This window comes from Streptomyces sp. NPDC002309, assembly GCF_053593375.1.
Genome location: NZ_JBSFCI010000003.1, coordinates 109,949 through 125,810, shown reverse-complemented (window position 1 = coordinate 125,810; position 15,862 = coordinate 109,949). Strand labels below are relative to the sequence as shown.

General features: G+C 72.9%; 18 protein-coding genes and 1 tRNA gene. 11 read left to right on the top strand and 8 right to left on the bottom strand.

The features are described from left to right. Positions 1-99: 99 nt before the first annotated feature. The 3 genes from ACWCPM_RS03605 to ACWCPM_RS03595 form a co-directional block, all read right to left on the bottom strand. Positions 100-1,023: an RNA polymerase sigma factor SigF gene (locus tag ACWCPM_RS03605; protein ID WP_450974483.1), complete on the bottom strand. Its 924-nt coding sequence runs from the start codon at positions 1,021-1,023 to the stop codon at positions 100-102. A gap of 169 nt (positions 1,024-1,192) precedes the next feature. Further along, on the bottom strand, positions 1,193-1,486 hold the full coding sequence (locus ACWCPM_RS03600) for a Dabb family protein (RefSeq protein ID WP_450974482.1): 294 nt from the start codon (positions 1,484-1,486) through the stop codon (positions 1,193-1,195). Next, complete coding sequence (locus ACWCPM_RS03595; RefSeq protein WP_450974481.1) at positions 1,486-1,662, bottom strand: hypothetical protein; 177 nt, start codon at positions 1,660-1,662, stop codon at positions 1,486-1,488. The genes ACWCPM_RS03600 and ACWCPM_RS03595 overlap by 1 nt, the downstream gene beginning before the upstream one ends. A gap of 152 nt (positions 1,663-1,814) precedes the next feature. Here ACWCPM_RS03595 and ACWCPM_RS03590 point away from each other — a divergent pair, with 152 nt between their 5' ends. From ACWCPM_RS03590 to ACWCPM_RS03575, 4 genes are all read left to right on the top strand, one after another. Next, complete coding sequence (locus tag ACWCPM_RS03590; protein ID WP_450974480.1) at positions 1,815-2,408, top strand: HhH-GPD-type base excision DNA repair protein; 594 nt, start codon at positions 1,815-1,817, stop codon at positions 2,406-2,408. A gap of 109 nt (positions 2,409-2,517) precedes the next feature. Beyond that, positions 2,518-3,195 (top strand): HdeD family acid-resistance protein, encoded by a 678-nt coding sequence (locus tag ACWCPM_RS03585; protein ID WP_450974479.1) that lies wholly within the window; start codon positions 2,518-2,520, stop codon positions 3,193-3,195. A 571-nt stretch (positions 3,196-3,766) separates the two neighbouring features. Next, positions 3,767-4,096 (top strand): hypothetical protein, encoded by a 330-nt coding sequence (locus ACWCPM_RS03580; RefSeq protein WP_450974478.1) that lies wholly within the window; start codon positions 3,767-3,769, stop codon positions 4,094-4,096. A 52-nt stretch (positions 4,097-4,148) separates the two neighbouring features. Further along, entirely contained in the window at positions 4,149-4,274 is a 126-nt protein-coding gene (locus tag ACWCPM_RS03575) for a hypothetical protein (RefSeq protein ID WP_450974477.1), read from the top strand. A gap of 20 nt (positions 4,275-4,294) precedes the next feature. Here the strand turns inward: ACWCPM_RS03575 and ACWCPM_RS03570 are convergent, their stop codons facing one another. After that, positions 4,295-5,902, bottom strand: coding sequence for a helicase HerA-like domain-containing protein (locus ACWCPM_RS03570; RefSeq protein WP_450974476.1), 1,608 nt, complete (start codon positions 5,900-5,902; stop codon positions 4,295-4,297). A gap of 103 nt (positions 5,903-6,005) precedes the next feature. Between ACWCPM_RS03570 and ACWCPM_RS03565 the strand changes: the two genes are divergently transcribed. Together ACWCPM_RS03565 and ACWCPM_RS03560 are read left to right on the top strand one after the other, a co-directional pair. Beyond that, on the top strand, positions 6,006-6,302 hold the full coding sequence (locus ACWCPM_RS03565; RefSeq protein WP_003991361.1) for a type II toxin-antitoxin system VapB family antitoxin: 297 nt from the start codon (positions 6,006-6,008) through the stop codon (positions 6,300-6,302). Between the two features lie 124 nt (positions 6,303-6,426). After that, complete coding sequence (locus ACWCPM_RS03560) at positions 6,427-7,071, top strand: LytR C-terminal domain-containing protein (protein WP_450974475.1); 645 nt, start codon at positions 6,427-6,429, stop codon at positions 7,069-7,071. A gap of 202 nt (positions 7,072-7,273) precedes the next feature. Here the strand turns inward: ACWCPM_RS03560 and upp are convergent, their stop codons facing one another. Beyond that, entirely contained in the window at positions 7,274-7,909 is a 636-nt protein-coding gene (gene upp / locus ACWCPM_RS03555; protein WP_450974474.1) for a uracil phosphoribosyltransferase, read from the bottom strand. A gap of 96 nt (positions 7,910-8,005) precedes the next feature. On the opposite strand from upp, the gene ACWCPM_RS03550 reads away from it, so the two are divergent. The 4 genes from ACWCPM_RS03550 (at position 8,006) to ACWCPM_RS03535 (ending at position 9,680) form a co-directional block, all read left to right on the top strand. Further along, positions 8,006-8,200 carry a hypothetical protein gene (locus ACWCPM_RS03550; protein WP_450974473.1) on the top strand — a complete coding sequence of 65 codons (195 nt, stop codon included), beginning with the start codon at positions 8,006-8,008 and terminating at the stop codon, positions 8,198-8,200. A 303-nt stretch (positions 8,201-8,503) separates the two neighbouring features. Continuing rightward, a complete protein-coding gene (locus ACWCPM_RS03545) occupies positions 8,504-9,040 on the top strand; it encodes a tRNA adenosine deaminase-associated protein (RefSeq protein WP_450974472.1) in 537 nt (178 codons plus the stop codon). 56 nt (positions 9,041-9,096) lie between these two features. After that, entirely contained in the window at positions 9,097-9,528 is a 432-nt protein-coding gene (gene tadA / locus ACWCPM_RS03540) for a tRNA adenosine(34) deaminase TadA (protein WP_450974649.1), read from the top strand. Positions 9,529-9,595: 67 nt separating this feature from the next. Continuing rightward, a tRNA-Ser gene (locus tag ACWCPM_RS03535) sits at positions 9,596-9,680 on the top strand. A 72-nt stretch (positions 9,681-9,752) separates the two neighbouring features. Here ACWCPM_RS03535 and ACWCPM_RS03530 read toward each other — a convergent pair. The 3 genes from ACWCPM_RS03530 to ACWCPM_RS03520 form a co-directional block, all read right to left on the bottom strand. Further along, the gene (locus ACWCPM_RS03530) at positions 9,753-11,705 is read right to left on the bottom strand and encodes a copper resistance CopC/CopD family protein (protein WP_450974471.1); all 1,953 of its coding nucleotides are present in this window, start codon (positions 11,703-11,705) and stop codon (positions 9,753-9,755) included. A 163-nt stretch (positions 11,706-11,868) separates the two neighbouring features. Beyond that, positions 11,869-12,477, bottom strand: coding sequence for a GNAT family N-acetyltransferase (locus ACWCPM_RS03525; RefSeq protein ID WP_450974470.1), 609 nt, complete (start codon positions 12,475-12,477; stop codon positions 11,869-11,871). Further along, positions 12,470-14,788: a penicillin acylase family protein gene (locus ACWCPM_RS03520; RefSeq protein WP_450974469.1), complete on the bottom strand. Its 2,319-nt coding sequence runs from the start codon at positions 14,786-14,788 to the stop codon at positions 12,470-12,472. Before ACWCPM_RS03520 ends, ACWCPM_RS03525 begins: the two co-directional genes overlap by 8 nt. A gap of 92 nt (positions 14,789-14,880) precedes the next feature. On the opposite strand from ACWCPM_RS03520, the gene ACWCPM_RS03515 reads away from it, so the two are divergent. Continuing rightward, a complete protein-coding gene (locus ACWCPM_RS03515; protein WP_450974468.1) occupies positions 14,881-15,591 on the top strand; it encodes a siderophore-interacting protein in 711 nt (236 codons plus the stop codon). Positions 15,592-15,862: the final 271 nt, after the last annotated feature.

Here is a 15,862-nt window from a genome sequence, read left to right as displayed (position 1 = left end):
TCCCAGGTGACGTGTCGAGCCCGCTTTCGGTTGTGCGCCGGTTCGATTCGCGGCCGCTTGATGACCCCGACGGCTCTTGCGCCGGAAGGGGTTCAGGAGCTAGGCGTCGATGCGGTTCGCCGAGCGCAGGCGCTGGAAGCTGCGCGCGAGCAGCCGGGAGACGTGCATCTGGGAGACGCCGAGTTCCGCGCTGATCTGCGACTGCGTCAGATTGCTGTAGTAGCGCAGCAGCAGGATGCGCTGCTCGCGCTCGGGGAGCTGGACGAGCAGATGCCGCACGAGGTCGCGGTGCTCCACGCCGTCCAGGGCCGGGTCCTCGTAGCCGAGCCGGTCGAGCAGCCCGGGCAGTCCGTCGCCCTCCTGTGCGGCCTCCAGCGAGGTGGCGTGGTACGAGCGCCCCGCCTCGATGCAGGACAGCACCTCCTCCTCGGTGATGCGCAGCCGCTCGGCGATCTCGGCGGTGGTCGGGGAGCGTCCGAACGCGGTGGTCAGGTCCTCGGTGGCGCTGTTCACCTGCACCCACAGCTCGTGCAGCCGACGCGGTACGTGGACCGTGCGGACGTTGTCCCGGAAGTACCGCTTGATCTCGCCGACGACGGTGGGCATCGCGAAGGTCGGGAACTGCACGCCCCGGTCCGGGTCGAAGCGGTCGATGGCGTTGATGAGGCCGATGGTGCCGACCTGGACGACGTCCTCCATGGGCTCGTTGCGGGAGCGGAACCGGGCCGCCGCGTAGCGCACCAGCGGGAGGTTGGCCTCGATCAGCGCCCCACGCACCCGGGTGTGTTCCTGCGTGCCCGGTTCCAGCGTCTTGAGCTGGCCGAACAGCACCTGTGTGAGCGCCCGGGTGTCGGCGCCCCGGCTGCTGCGCTGGGGAGCGGGTTCGGGGGCGGGTTCGGGGGCGGGTGTGTCCGGGGCGGCCGCTTGCGGAGCGGCCGCTGGGGAGGAGGCCGTTTCGGAGGAGGCCGCTTCCGAGGGGGGTGTCTGCTGAGGCGGGGCTTGAGGCGCAGTACTGGCCGGCACGGTCAACTCCACCTCGAGATCCGTCAACTCATCCGTCAAAAGCGGTCATAGCATCACAAGACATGTGCACTGTGTGCAAGCACCGCATAATGCCGTGTTGAGGGTCAGTTGGGGCGTAAGACGCATGGGAGCCCCCCACCGTTGCGGTGGGGGGCCCGTGGCGGCGGGTCTAGAACTCGTAGTCCGCGATCACCCAGGTGGAGAACTCCCGCCACAGCGCGACGCCCGCCCGGTGGTCCGGGTGCTCCAGGTACCGGTCCAGAGCGGCCCTGTCGTCGAACGCCGAATTGATGGCGAAGTCGTACGCGATGGGCCGGTCGCTGAAGTTCCAGCCGAGCTCCCAGGTGCGGATCTCCGCGATGCTTCCTTCGAGGGCGCGGAAGGCGTCCGCGCCCTCGGTCACCCGCGGGTCGTCGCGCCCGACGCCCTCGGCGAGCTTGAAGAGGACCAGGTGGCGGATCATCACTCTCCTCCGTTGGCGATCCAGGTCATGAAGTCGCCGATGGCCTGCGCGGCGTCCGATATGCCCTCGAACCCTATCTGGACGTAGTCCGCGGCCTTGGCGGGATCGGTGATGATCACGTAGAGCACGAAGACCACGATCACATAGACGGCGATCTTCTTCGAATGCACCGCCACCGCGGCCTCCCCTGCGCCTGCCTGTGCCTGTATGGAACGCCTGTTTGCCGGCCGCGAGTGTAGCTTCACGTCGTATTTGAGGACCAACGCCTTGCTGAACGGGGACCGTGCACGAGGAGGCGGCCGGACGGCCGGCGCGGGATCATCGGGGCATGGACGTCACACTTCACCTCGCACAGGACCCCGAGGCCGACGAACTGCTCGGACGCTCTCCGCTCGCCGCACTGGTCGGGATGCTGCTGGACCAGCAGATCCCGATGGAGTGGGCGTTCAAGGGGCCCGCGACCATCGTCGGCCGGATGGGCTCGGACGACCTGGACGCGCAGGAGATCGCCGCCTACGACCCGGAGGCGTTCACCGCGCTCCTCTCCGAGAAGCCGGCCGTGCACCGGTACCCCGGGTCGATGGCCCAGCGGATCCAGCAGCTGTGCCAGTACCTCGTCGAGCACTACGACGGCGACGCGAGCGCCGTCTGGGAGGGTGTCGGCGACGGGCCGGAACTGCTGCGGCGGCTTCAGGAACTGCCCGGGTTCGGCAAGCAGAAGGCGCAGATCTTCCTCGCGCTGCTCGGCAAGCAACTCGGCGTGACCCCGAAGGGGTGGCGGGAGGCCGCGGGCGACTACGGTCCGCCGCGGGCGTTCCGGTCCGTCGCCGACATCACGGGGCCCGAGTCGCTCGCCAAGGTGCGGGCGCACAAGCAGGAGATCAAGGCGGCGGCGAAGGCGGCGAAGGCCGCGAAGAAGTAGCCCGCGCTTCGTTTTTCCGGCCCGCTCCATCATTCTTCCGGCACGCGCCGGTCATTCTTCTGGCCCGTTCCGGCGTGCGCCGGGCTCGGTCGCGTTCCCAGCATGGAGCATGACCGAGCCACCGAGCGGATCCCCGCGAGCAGCGGAGTTCGACGACCGGCACGTGCACGCCACGCGCGACCCGCGCGCGCCGAGACCGCACCACGAGGGTCCCGAACCGCCCTTCGAGGGCCCGCTGCACGCGCTGTCCAAGGCAGCCTGGCAGGCCGTCCTCGTCACCGGCATCGCGTCCCTGGTGCTGGGCGTCCTCGTCCTGATCTGGCCGGGCGCCTCCCTGGTCGCCGCCGGCGTCCTCTTCGGTCTCTACCTCCTCGTCAGCGGCGTCCTCCAGCTCGTCTCCGCCTTCGGCACCCACAAGACGACGGCGCTGCGCGTGCTGGCGTTCGTCAGCGGCGCCCTGTGCATCCTGCTGGGGCTGTTCTGCTTCCGCGGCGCCATGCAGTCGATCCTGCTGCTCGCCCTGTGGATCGGGATCGGCTGGCTGTTCCGCGGGATCACCCAGACGCTGGCCGCCGCCTCCGACCCGGCGATGCCCGCCCGCGGCTGGCAGATCGTCCTCGGCGTGGTCAGCCTCCTCGCCGGCGTCGTCCTGATCGTCTCGCCGTTCGAGTCCGTGGCCGTCCTGACGGTGGTCGGCGGGTGCTGGCTGGTCGTGGTGGGCGTGGTCGAGATCGCCACGGCACTGCGTATCCGGAGCCGCGCCCGCCAGGTCCCGCGCGAGGTGTGACGGCCATGACGACGACCGCCTGCGCACCGCCGCCGCTCACCGACATATCCCCGCGCCGCCCGGCTCCCCGGCCGCGCCCCGACGGACCGTGCCGCACGGCGACCTCGCGGCACACGCCCGGCCCGTCACCGACACCACCGAGCCGCTCGTTCTCCGGTGCGCCGCGCGGTCCGCACCTCGGCCGGCCGCGCGGCTCGCTCTCGGGTACGCCGTGCGGCCCGTTCCTCGGCCGGTGGTGCGGCTCGTCACCGACACCACCGCGCCGCTCGTTCTCCGGTGCGCCGCGCGGTCCGTTCCTCGGCCGGCCGCGCGGTCCGCTCTCGGGTACGCCGTGCGGCCCGTCACCGACACCACCGCGCCGCTCGCTTCCCGGTGCGCCGGGCGGCACGCGCCTCGGCCGGTCGCGCGGTCCGCTCTCGGGTGCGCCGCGCCGCTCGTTCTCGGGTGCGCCGGGCGGCACGCTCTCGGTCTGCCTCGCCGGGTCGGTCCGTCGGTCCGTCCCTACGCCGAGCGGGCGGATTCCGCCCGCCATGCGATGGACGCCGTACGCGGGCCGGGGAGATGACCTGCTGTGAGCACGCCCCAGCAGACCCGCCGCGCTGCGCGCCGACGCGTCTGGCCCCGGCTCCTCGTTCTGCTCCTCGCTCTGCTGCTGCCGATGGCGCACGCGGAGGCGGCGGCGGGACCCGTCGCTGTCGTGGCGGGGGAGGCGGTCGAGGCCGACGTGCTCGACACGGCCCTGCGGCCGCCGGGACGCGGCGGGCACCGGCCCGCCGTGGCGCAGCGTCCGGTACGGGCGGCCGCTCCGCAGGAGCCGAGCACGCAGGCCCGCCCGGCGCACGCGCCGACCGGGCCGCCGTACACGCTGCGGACCGTGCGGTCGGTGGTCCTGCGCTGCTGACAGACCTGTGGTCCCCGCAGGTCAGACAGTACGCACGCAAGGAGTCACAGCCATGCCCACGGATCCCTACGCCGTTCTGCGCGCGCTGGTTCGCGCGGAGGCCATCCGGAACGAACCCAAGTCGGAACTCAAGGAAACCAAGCAGCCGCAGCAGCCGCCGAAGAAGCGGGACCGCTGAGCCGTGGGCGGAGGCGGGACCTACCGCCTCCGCCGCGCCGTCCCGAAGAGCGAGCGGGTGATCTCCCGCCCGATCTGGGTGCCGAGGGAACGGGCCAGGGACCTGAACATGCCGCTGCCGACCACCTGTTCGACGACGGACTCCTCCCGCCGGGGTGTCCCCTTCGCCGCCCGCGGCTCGGGTTCCGGCTCCTGCCCCGGCCCGGCCTCCGGCTCCTCCCGCCGGGTCCTTCCGGCCTCCAGCTTCTCGAACGCCGACTCCCGGTCCACCGCCCGCGCGTAGCGGCCGAAGAGCGGCGAGGACGTCACCGCCCGGTCCAGTGCCGCCGCGCCGACCGGGCCCATCAGGGACTCGGGCGCCCGCAGCCGGGTCGCGGCGACCGGCGTGGGGGCGCCCTTCTCGCTGAGGACCGTGACCACCGCCTCGCCGGTCCCGAGAGTGGTGAGCAGCTCTTCGAGGTCGTAGCCGGAGTCGGGAAACGTCCTGACCGTCGCTTTGAGGGCCTTCTGGTCGTCGGGGGTGAAGGCGCGCAGCGCGTGCTGGACGCGGTTGCCGAGCTGGGCGAGGACGTCACCGGGCACGTCCTTCGGTGTCTGGGTGACGAAGAAGACGCCGACCCCTTTCGAGCGAATGAGCCGCACGGTCTGCGTGATCGAGTCCAGGAACGCCTTCGAGGCGTCGTCGAAGAGCAGGTGCGCCTCGTCGAAGAAGAAGACCAGCTTGGGCTTGTCGACGTCGCCGACCTCGGGCAGGTCGTGGAAGAGGTCGGCGAGCAACCACATCAGGAAGGTCGAGAAGAGCCGCGGCCTGTCCTGCACGGCCGGCAGCTCCAGGACCGACACCAGGCCCCGACCGTCCTGAGCCGTGCGCAGCAGCTCCGCGGTGTCGAACTCCGGCTCCCCGAAGAAGGGGCCCATCCCCTGCGCCTCGAAGGTGGTCAGCGCACGCAGGATCACCCCGGCGGTCGCGGTCGACAGTCCGCCGACGGCCTTCAGTTCGGCCCTGCCTCCGTCGGAGGTGAGGAAGGCGACGACCGCCCGCAGGTCCTTGAGGTCGATCAGCTCCAGGCCCTTGGTGTCCGCGTAGTGGAAGATCAGGCCGAGGGACTGTTCCTGGGTCCGGTTGAGCCCGAGGACCTTGGAGAGCAGCACCGGGCCGAAGCTGGTGACGGTGGCGCGCAGCGGGATGCCGTGGCCGATGCCGCCGAGCGCGTAGAACCGTGCCGGGAAGGCGGTCGCCGTCCACCGCTGGTGCACCTCGGCGGCGCGGGAGCGGACCTTGTCGTCGGGCAGGCCCGGCGCCGAGACGCCCGACACGTCGCCCTTGATGTCGGCCAGGAACACCGGGACGCCCTGCGCGGAGAGCTGCTCGGCGATCAGCTGGAGCGTCTTCGTCTTGCCGGTCCCGGTGGCGCCCGCGACCAGCCCGTGCCGGGTCAGCATCGGCAGGGGGATGCGGACCTGGGCGTCCGGCAGGCACCGGCCGTCCCAGACGAGGGCTCCCAGATCCAGCGCGGGCCCGGCGAAGGCGTAACCGGCGGCGATTCTCAGTGCCTCCTCGGGGAGGGCGGGAGCGCCGCCGGGCGCCTCGGGGTGGGTGGCCGCGGGCACGGTCTCGCTGTCGCTCATGTCGGACCCCTGTTCTGTTTCACCCGAATCGCGGCATCTTTTCCAGCGTTGCACTCCCTCTCCATGGCTGCGCCCGGAACGTCTTGACCGGTAGGCTTTCCGTGTGATCTTCAAGCGCATCGGAAACGGCCGGCCGTACCCCGACCATGGCCGGGACAGCACCCGGCAGTGGGCGGACGTCGCGCCGCGCCCGGTCCGCCTCGATCAGCTCGTGACGACCAAGCAGCAGCTCGACCTGGAGACCCTCCTCGCCGAGGACTCCACCTTCTACGGTGACCTCTTCGCGCACGTCGTGAAGTGGCAGGGCGATCTCTACCTGGAGGACGGCCTGCACCGCGCGGTGCGTGCGGCGCTGCAGCAGCGCCAAGTGCTTCACGCGCGCGTCCTGGAGCTGGACTGACCGACCCCGCGCGGGGTCCCGGAGCGTCGCCCGCCGGTAACGGCTTGGCCCTTTCGGGTTCTCCTGAGCGGCGTCCGATGATCATCTAGTAGGCAGAGCCGCCCGAGCGCACTACGCTGCGCCCATGAGCATGCTGACTCCCCCTGGCATGGGCGGCCAGTACCGGATCACGGGGGACAAGTACCCACGGATGCGTCCACCCCGTCGGCGCGGCAGGCTCGTACTCGTCGTCACCGCGTCCGTCGTCGTGATCGGCGTCCTGAGCTGGGGAACGCTGCAACTCGTCGACGTCTTCACGGGCGGCGGCGACAGCGCCTCGGCGGCCGGCACCAAGGCGGGCTGCGTGACCGAGGCGAGCCCCTCGCCCAGCGCTGCGGCCGTGGTCCTGCCGAAGCCGGGCGCCGTGACCGTCAACGTGCTCAACGCCACGACCCGCAGCGGCCTCGCCAAGAAGACCGCCGACGAGCTGAAGAAACGTGGCTTCAAAATCGGTGAGGTGGGCAACGCGCCGAAGCAGTGGGACAAGAAGGTGAAGGGCACCGGGCTGTTGATCGGGCCCGCCTCGGCGCTGAACACGGCGCTGCCGGTGCTCGCCACCCAGCTGCCCGGCGCCGAGCGCAGCACGGACCGCGCGCGCAAGGGCCCGGCGGTCGACCTCATCATCGGCGACGGCTTCAAGGAACTGGCGAAGAAGCCCTCCGCCGACCGCGCGCTGGTCGCGCTGAGCGCGCCGAAGCCGGCGGCCACGGCCGCGGGGAAGAGCTGCTGAGCGGGGCCACCGCACCGCGCCGCCCACGCGACGGCCGCGCGCCGCGCCGACGCACATGACGGCCCCTCAGAGGCGCGCGCGCCGGAGCCGCGTACCTCTGAGGGGCCGTCCGACCCGTCCGACCCGTGCGGTCTCCCCGAAGGGGGCCGCCGGTCGGTTGCGCCTCGTCGCGGCGGCGCGCCGGGGCGCGCCGTGCCGTCGTCTACTCGGCTGCCCCGTACATCCGGTCGCCCGCGTCGCCGAGGCCCGGGACGATGTAGCCGTGCTCGTTGAGGCGCTCGTCGACCGAGGCGGTCACGACGGTCACCGGGGTGCCGGCCAACTCGCGCTCCATGAGCTCGACACCCTCGGGCGCGGCCAGCAGGACCACGGCCGTCACGTCGTCGGCGCCGCGCTTGATCAGCTCCTGGATCGCCGCGACCAGCGTGCCGCCGGTGGCCAGCATCGGGTCGAGGACGTACACCTGGCGCCCGGAGAGGTCCTCGGGCATGCGCGTGGCGTACGTCGAGGCCTCCAGCGTCTCCTCGTTGCGGATCATGCCCAGGAAGCCCACCTCGGCGGTCGGCAGCAGCCGGACCATGCCGTCCAGCATGCCGAGGCCGGCGCGCAGGATCGGGACCACCAGCGGGCGCGGGTGGGAGAGCTTGACGCCGGTGGTGTCGGCGACGGGGGTGGAGAGGTCGACCTGCTCGGTGCGCACGTCGCGGGTGGCCTCGTAGGCGAGCAGGGTGACCAGCTCGTCGGCCAGACGACGGAAGGTCGGGGAGTCGGTGCGGCGGTCGCGCAGCGTGGTGAGCTTGTGGGCGACCAAGGGGTGGTCGACGACGTGGAGACGCATGGACACAACAGTAGCCGCGCTTCGATGCAGCCACTCCCTGGCGTCAAACCGCCCTTCCGGGGGAAGCTGACAGGGATGGACCGGGGTGGTGTGCCTATGTCTGACCTGCCCGACCACGTGTCGCGGTCGGACGCGGACGCGCAGGAGACCGACGCGGCGCGCAGGCGTCGCCGTGCGCAGTTCCTGCGGGAACTGGCCGAGGCCAGAGCACTGCGTGACCGCGTCCAGCCGCGGCGCGCCAAGGCGGCCCGGCTGCGCCGCGCGATGCGCATGCGAACCTTCCGCTGGTAGCCCGCATGCCCCGCACCCGGGTGGGCGGAACGGCGCCACGCGCGGCCGCTGCCGGGGTGGGGGTACGTGGCCCCGGTCGAAAGCCGCGTACGATCCGCTGGTGGCGGCAACGAGCGCGCGGATGAGTGGTTCGCGGACGTGCGATCAAAACAGCCGGACACAGCGGGTCGAAGACGTCCCCTGAACGCCTTGTTTCTGCCACGATTCCGAGTGGGTGGGGCTCGGAGCCCGAGCTCTCCCCGCCCGCAGCCTCCGCCGGGGGGACCCCCAACCGGCACGCCTAAGACCAGTGGGAGAGTCACGGTGTACTTCGCCGCACTGCTCGCGCGCACCGAAGACGGGTGGAAAGCGAGCGACACAGAGCTCGACGACGTGGAGTCCCTGTCGGATCTGGCCGACCTGGCCCGGGAAGCCACACCCGACGACGACACGGTGCTCGTCCTGATCGAGCAGGAGGACGCCTGGTTCGGCGTCGTCCGCATCGATGGTGAGGACGACCCTCGCATCTACGTCTCGGACGCCGCCGCCGCTGCCCGCAGCAGCTACGGCGAGATCCTGCTCACCGACGAACTGCTCGGCCGGGATCCCGCCGACGACGGCAACGACCTGGACGCCCTCGACCTGGACGGCACCGAGGACGGTGAGCCCGACGGCGACGGCGAGGACGGCGAGGAGGACGGCGGCTCCGCTGACTCCGTGCCGCACGGCCCGGTCGGCGACGTCGGCATCCTCGACGACCTGGGCGTCACCGAGAAGGAGTTGCTGTCGCTCTCGGCCGACGCGGTCACCGAGATCGCGGACGCCCTCGGCGCCTCGGAGACGCTGGAGACCGTCCGCTGATCCCGTCCGCCCCCCGTACGGTCCCCGACCCGGTGCGTGACCCCTGGCGGGCCGCGATGCGGCTCGCCCTGGAGCAGGCCGGGCAGGCGGTCCGGGGCGGTGACGTCCCCGTCGGCGCCGTCGTGCTCGCCGCCGACGGCACGACCGTGCTCGCCGCCGGGCACAACGAACGCGAGGCGACCGGCGACCCGACCGGGCACGCCGAGGTCCTCGCGATCCGGCGGGCCGCGGCCGCGCTGGGTGAGTGGCGACTGACCGGCTGCACACTGGTCGTCACCCTGGAGCCCTGCACGATGTGCGCGGGCGCCCTCGTGCAGTCCCGGGTGGACCGGGTCGTCTACGGCGCCCGCGACGACAAGGCGGGAGCGGCGGGCTCCCTCTGGGACGTCGTCCGCGACCGACGTCTCAACCACCGCCCCGAGGTCGTCGAGGGCGTGCTCGCCGAGGAGTGCGCGGAGCTGCTCACCGAGTTCTTCCGGGACCGCTGAGCGCCCTCCGAGGTGCCTGTGGAAACGGATTTCGGAGCATGCCCCACCTTGCTGTAGGGTCTCCCTCGGTAGCGTGTCCGAGCGGCCGAAGGAGCTCGCCTCGAAAGCGAGTGTGGCGCAAGTCACCGAGGGTTCAAATCCCTCCGCTACCGCTCGTAGCCGAAAGGGCGGTCCCGAGGGGACCGCCCTTTCGTGTGTCCGGGTGTCGTCCGGCCTCTCCGGCGTCAGCCGACGCGGACGTTCTTTTCCACGGTGACCTGGTCGATGTCCGTCGTGCGGACCGTGATCTTCATCGTCCAGACGCCGGGCAGCGGGAGCCGGAGCTTGTCCGTGCCCCAGTAGCCGCCCCGGTTCTCCAGCTCCGCGTCGATCGGGCCGACGTCCTGTGCGCGCAGGGTGAAGGTGAGGCGCACCTCGGGGACGGTGACGATGCCGTCGTCGGGGCCGAAGACGACGGCCTGCACCTGGTTCTGGCCCACCCGGCCCGGGGCGAGGTCGAGCTGCACCTTGCCGTGGCCGTTCGGGGTGCCCACGTCGAAGGGCACCATGCTGCTGGAGGAGGTGGGCCTGTCGGCGTCGGCGGCCTCGGTCCGCGCCGCGGCCGACTCGGTGGCGGCACGGCCCGGCAGGGTGATGGTGAGCAGGGTGGTGATCACCAGGACCAGTACGCCGGTCACGAACTCGGCGAGGACCGAGCGGCGCAGGGCCCGGCGGTGGTGGTCGTCCCCCGAGACCGGCGCCGTGGCCGGGGCCCGGTCCTTGTCGGCGGGGTGCGTGTCCGGCCCGGTGGCGTCGGTGGGCGCGGAGCCGGCGGAGTCCACCGCCGCGACGCCCACCCCCTCGCTCGCGGCCGTGACCGCGCCCCCACCCCCGCCGACCGTCTCCAGCACCCGCGCCTCGGTCTCCGCCCGCGCCGGTTGCGCCTCCGCCCAGCGGCGGGTCCACCGGCGGGAGAGGCCCGCCGCCGCCAGCAGCAGGGCCACCGCGGAGACCTTGGCCAGCAGGACGCGGCCGTACGTCGTACCGGTGAGGGCGTCCCAGGAGCCCAGGCCCCGCCAGGACTGGTAGACGCCGGTGACGGTGAGGACGGCCACCGAGGCGAAGGCCAGCTTCGAGAAGCGGGCGACGGCGGCGGACGTGAGGTCGTGCGGGGCGCGGTACAGGACGGTCAGCAGGGCCGTCAGGCCGCCCAGCCAGACCGCCATGGCCAGCAGGTGCAGCACGGACGACGTCATCGCCACCGGTACCTGGATGCCCGCGGAGGCGTGTTCGGCCGCGGCCCAGGTGACGGCCAGGGCGAGGCAGAGCGCGATGCCGGGCGCGGGGTGGGTGGTCCGGCGGGAGGAACGGCGTACCAGGACGAAGGCCGCCGCCAGCAGCGCGAGCCGGGCCAGCAGCGCGAGGCCCGGCTTGGTGGTCAGGGTGGTGCTCAGGACGGCCGGGTCGACGGCGTCCGTGAGACCCGTGCCGCGTTCGTAGGGGCCGCGCAGGAGCAGCAGCGCGGCCGTGGAGACCACGAGCGTGAGCCAGGCGGCGGGGAGGAAGCGGCTCAGGGCGGCGGTCGGGCCGCCGAGGACGACGGACAGGAAGACGGCGACGCCGATGAGGAGGGCCAGGCCGCCGTACGCCGCGTAGCGGGCGATGTTGTAGAGCGAGGCGGTCGCCGGGTCCTCGGTCGGGCCGGTCACCGCGGCCTTCGTCGCCGAGGGCTCCCCGACCGAGAAGAGGAACGCGCCCGAGACGGGGTGGCTGTCCGCCGAGACCACCCGCCAGGCCACGGTGTAGGTGCCGTCCGCCAGGCCGGCCGGGAGGCCGACCCTGACGGTGTCGGCGCGGCCGCCGGGGTGGGTGGCGTCGCCCGTGTCGACGGGGCGGTTCTCCGGGTCGATCACCCGGACCGAGTCGACGAGGAGCCCGACGGACTCGGTGAAGGTCAGCGTGAGGTGGCGGGGGGCGGAGTCGAGGACGGCTCCGTCGCCGGGGTCGGTGCGGCCCAGGGCGGCGTGCGCCGACGCGGGGGCCGCGCCGCCGAGGAGGAGCAGCGCCAGTACGGCGGCCAGCAGCAGCGGACGCCGAAGTCGCCGTAGGAAGCGGGCTGGTGGGAAGGGGCCGGCAGGGCTGTCGCCGCTGTCGCTGCCGTCGCCGCCGTGCCGTGCCCCGCCGTCGCGCATTCCCATCGCCACTCCGTCGTCGGAACTGCTCCTCGGATACGTACGGACGTGCGGCCCGATCTGCTCATCCGCAGTCCGTACGCGCCCCCTCGCGGGGACCGGCGCCATGCCGACGGGGACCCCCCGGCGCGGAGCCGGGCGCGGGGGAACGCGACGAACTCTTCCGGCATCACGCCGGGCGGGCCGCCGGCCGGTGGAGGAAGGCCAGTTGGGCGTGCTTCTCCGGCAGGTACACGTCGGGAAGGTCCACCTCCGGCAGCACGACCGTCTCACCGGCCACGAACCCCAGCCTCAGAAAGCGTTCGACCGCCTTCTCGTTGCGCACGTCCGGGTCGACCACGACGCGCTCCCGGCCCAGGACGAGCCACACGTACGAGGCCGCGACCCGCACCAGCGACGCCGTCCAGCCGTCGAGGGATCCGCCGGGTCCGGCCGGTGCGATCAGCAGATGGATGCCGATGTCCCCGGGACGGATGTCGTAGCACTCGCCGACCCGGTCCGCCTCCGGCTCGTAGGTCTGGAACAGGGCGGCCGGTTCGCCGTCCTTCACCAGCAGGTAGGCGTGATGGGTGTCGAGGGTGTCCATGTGGGCGTAGACGCCGGCCACCTCGTCCCGCGTGAGCCCGTTCATGCCCCAGAAGGCGGCGCGTTCCTGGCTCACCCAGCCGTGGAGCACCTCGGCGTCGCCCTTCGCGTCGAGGGGCAGCACGCGTACGGTGCCGAAGCCGTCGACCACCTGCTCGTGGACGGCGGCGCGGTCGGCGTACGGGTCAGTCATCGTCGGTCTCCTTGGTGAGGCGGGCCCAGTCGGTGACGACCGGGACGAGGTCTCCCCTGGCCCACCGGGGGAGTTGGTCGCGGTGGTGCGCCGAGCCGGGCACGCCGGACGCGCCCAGCGGCACCACCCACAGGCTGTCCTCGCGCCGGGCCAGGTCCCACACGTAGCGGGCGGCCGGGCCGCGCACGGCGAGGTCGGTCAGGCCCGGGACGGCGGAGGTGCACAGCACGCAGTCGTGGTCGCCGGACAGGGCCGGTTCGGCGTACGTCTCGGTCGCGTACGGGGTGCCGGGCAGCGCCCGCCACGGGGCGAGGCGGTGGGTGTCCCCCCACGTACGGCGCGCCGGGCCGGCCGACAACCCCTCCGGGGCGGCCACGCCCTGCGAGTCGGCAGCCTCTTCCGGGGTGGGAGCCTCTTCCGGGGCCGCGACCTCCTCCAGGCCCGTGACTCCCTTAAAAGCCGCGACCTCCTCCAGGCCCGTGACCCCTTCCGAGCCCGTGACCTTCTCCGAGGCAGCTTCCTCCAGGGCGGCCACCTCCTCCAGGCCCGTGACCTTCTCCGAGCCCGCGACCTCCTCCAGGGCCGCTCGGACGATCGCCGGGCGGTCGATGCCGTACAGCTCCTCGGCCGTCAGCAGGTTCTCCAGGGCGAACGCGGTCCGCGCGGTGAGCCCCAGCCAGGGGAGGAGGGCCTCCGGATAGGCGGGCGGCTCGGTGAGGGCGGCGAAGGCCGGGTGGGCGGCGAGGCGGCGGACGACGGCGCCGCGGACGGCCGCGAAGACGGCGGCGGGCTCGCTGGTGGCGTCCATGCGGCGGTCCCAGCTCAGCAACCGCGCGCGCAGGGCGGCGGCCCGCGGGGCCAGCCCCTCGAGGGCGGCGAGGCGGGAGAGGAGGGGCGCGGCGGAGGCGAGGTGGGTGTCCATGTGGAGGGCGGGCATGTCCGCCGCCGACCACTTCTCCTTCTCGCCCAGCAGCGCGGTGATCCGGTCGGCGCGGTGCGGCGGCGCGAACTCGACGCCGAGCGGGGCGGACGGGCCACGCTGGTTGGCCATCACCGCGATGCCGTCGGTCAGGCCGGCGTGCGGAGTCTCGTGCCAGCCGCGCCACTCGTGTCCGGGCTCCCAGGCGGGCACGATCCGGACCTTGTTGGCCTCGGAGCGCACCGGCACCCGGCCCGCCACCCGGTGCAGGGTGCCGCCCTCGGTGTCGGCGGCCTGCACGACGTTGACCGGCTCCACCCAGGTGTCGAAGGCCTGGTCGACGTCGGCGACCGTGCGGGCCCGCAGCAGCGGGAGCAGGGCGGCGAAGCCGGCTTCGGCGAGGACGCGGGGCGGGTGACGGAGGCTGAGGGCGAGCGGGGGCTCGGGGTCGTCCGCGAGGAGCGTGCCGTCCTCCAGGCCCTCGGGCCCGCCGGCGATCACCGGTCCCCGCCCGGTCTCGATCACCTCGACGGGCACCGGCTCCGCACCGCGCACCTCGATGAAATCGGTCTCCCGGTGGGCCCGTTCCCACCGTCCGTCCGGGCCGAGTGCCTCCACGCCCGCGCCCGTGCGGCGCAGCCGTTCCCGGTAGAGGTCCTGGTAGTCGGCCATGGCGTTGGTGATGGCCCAGGCGACCGTGCCGGTGTGGCCGAAGTGGGCCGTGCCGGGGATGCCGGGCACGGCGAGGCCGACGACGTCGAACTCCGGGCAGCTCAGGCGTATCTGCTGGTACACGCCGGGCTCCTCGATGAAGCGGTGCGGGTCTCCGGCGATCACCGCCTGACCGGTGACGGTCCGCTCCCCGGCGGCCAGCCAGCCGTTGCTGCCGGAGGTGCCGGGGCCGTCCGTCGCGAACAGCGCCACCGCCTCGGGTCCCAGATGCCGGATCACCTCCTCGCGCCAGAGCTTCGCCGGGAAGCCCGCGAACAGGAGGTGGGTGGAGATCCAGACGGCGAGCGGGGTCCAGGGCTCCCAGCGGCCGGGGGCGAGGCCCGCGTCGGCGAACTCGGGGGTACGGCGGGCGCCTTCCGCGAGGCCCTCGTTGACGCCTTCGACGTAGGCCCGGACCCAGTCGGCCGTGTCGGCGTCAATGGCCTCGAAGGAACGTTCAGCCGTGTCCGCCAGCCGCGCCCGCCTCGCGAGGACGTCCCAGGGCACGGCGGCCGGACCGAGGAAGGAGGCGGAGGTGCCCTGGGCGCGGTGGCGTTCCACCTCCAGCTGCCAGGCACGGTCGTGGGCGGTGACCCGCCCCTGGGCGCGGGCGAGTTCACGGGCGTCGGTGGCGCGCAGATGGGGGATGCCCCAGGCGTCGCGGTAGATCTCGATGGTCACCTGGACATCACCCTGTCATTCCTTCAGCTTTTTAGGTTAGGCTTCCCTAAGTAGGTCGTGGCGGAATGGTACGCGAGGCGTGAAGGAGCGGCATGGGGCAGGGGCACGGTTGGCAGGGCGCGGTCCTGAAGCTGATGGGCGCGAAGGACTTCGTCCTCACCGTCACCGGCGCCGAGGACGTCACGCCGGAGTACCGGCGGGTGCACTTCACCGACGGGGGCCTGCTCGCGGCGGGCGGCGTTCACCCCACGATGTGGGTCCGGCTGTGGTTCGACAACGCGGGCAAGCCGCACCAGCGGGCGTACACGCTGGTCGACGCGGACCCCGAGGCGAAGACCTTCAGCCTCGAATTCGCACTCCACGAGGGGTGCGCCAGTGACTGGGCGCGGGTGGCGAAGGAAGGCGACACCATCGAGGCGACGATCCAGGGAACGGGCTTCCAGCATCCCCGGCCCGAGCCCTCGCATGTCTTCGCGATGGGCGACCCTGCCTCGCTGCCCGCGCTCAACTCCCTCCTCGACGCCCTCGGTCCGGCACCGGCGACGATCTGGTTCGAGGGCGAGCTGGACGGTCTGCCGTGCCGCGCGGACGCCGACCGGCACGAGATACGCCGGCTGCCCCGCCCCGGCCTGGTCGAGGACGTGCGGGCCACGCTGCCCGCGCTGCTGGCGGCCACCGAGAACCCGTACGTCTGGATCGCCTGCGACACCGCGACGACCCGCACCCTGGCGTCGTACGTCCGCAAGGACCTGTCGGTGCCGAAGGAGCGGGTGCACGCGCTGGGGTACTGGCGGGCGACCTGAGACCTTCCGCGTCACCGCGCGCCCCGGGGCCGGCGTCCAGCCGGCCCCGGGGCTTTTCCGTGTGGCGACAGCCTCGGGGCTTTTCGTGTGCCGACGACCTCGGGGCTTTTCCGTGTGGCGACGGCCTCGGGTCCTCTGCGCATGCGGGCGGCTCCGGGGCCCTTTCCGTATACGGAGGGCCCCGGTCCCTCTTCGTGCGCGGACTGCCCCGGGGCCTTCCTCGCGTGCGGGCGGTCCCGGGCTCGCTTCCCGCGCGCGGAGCGCCGCGCCG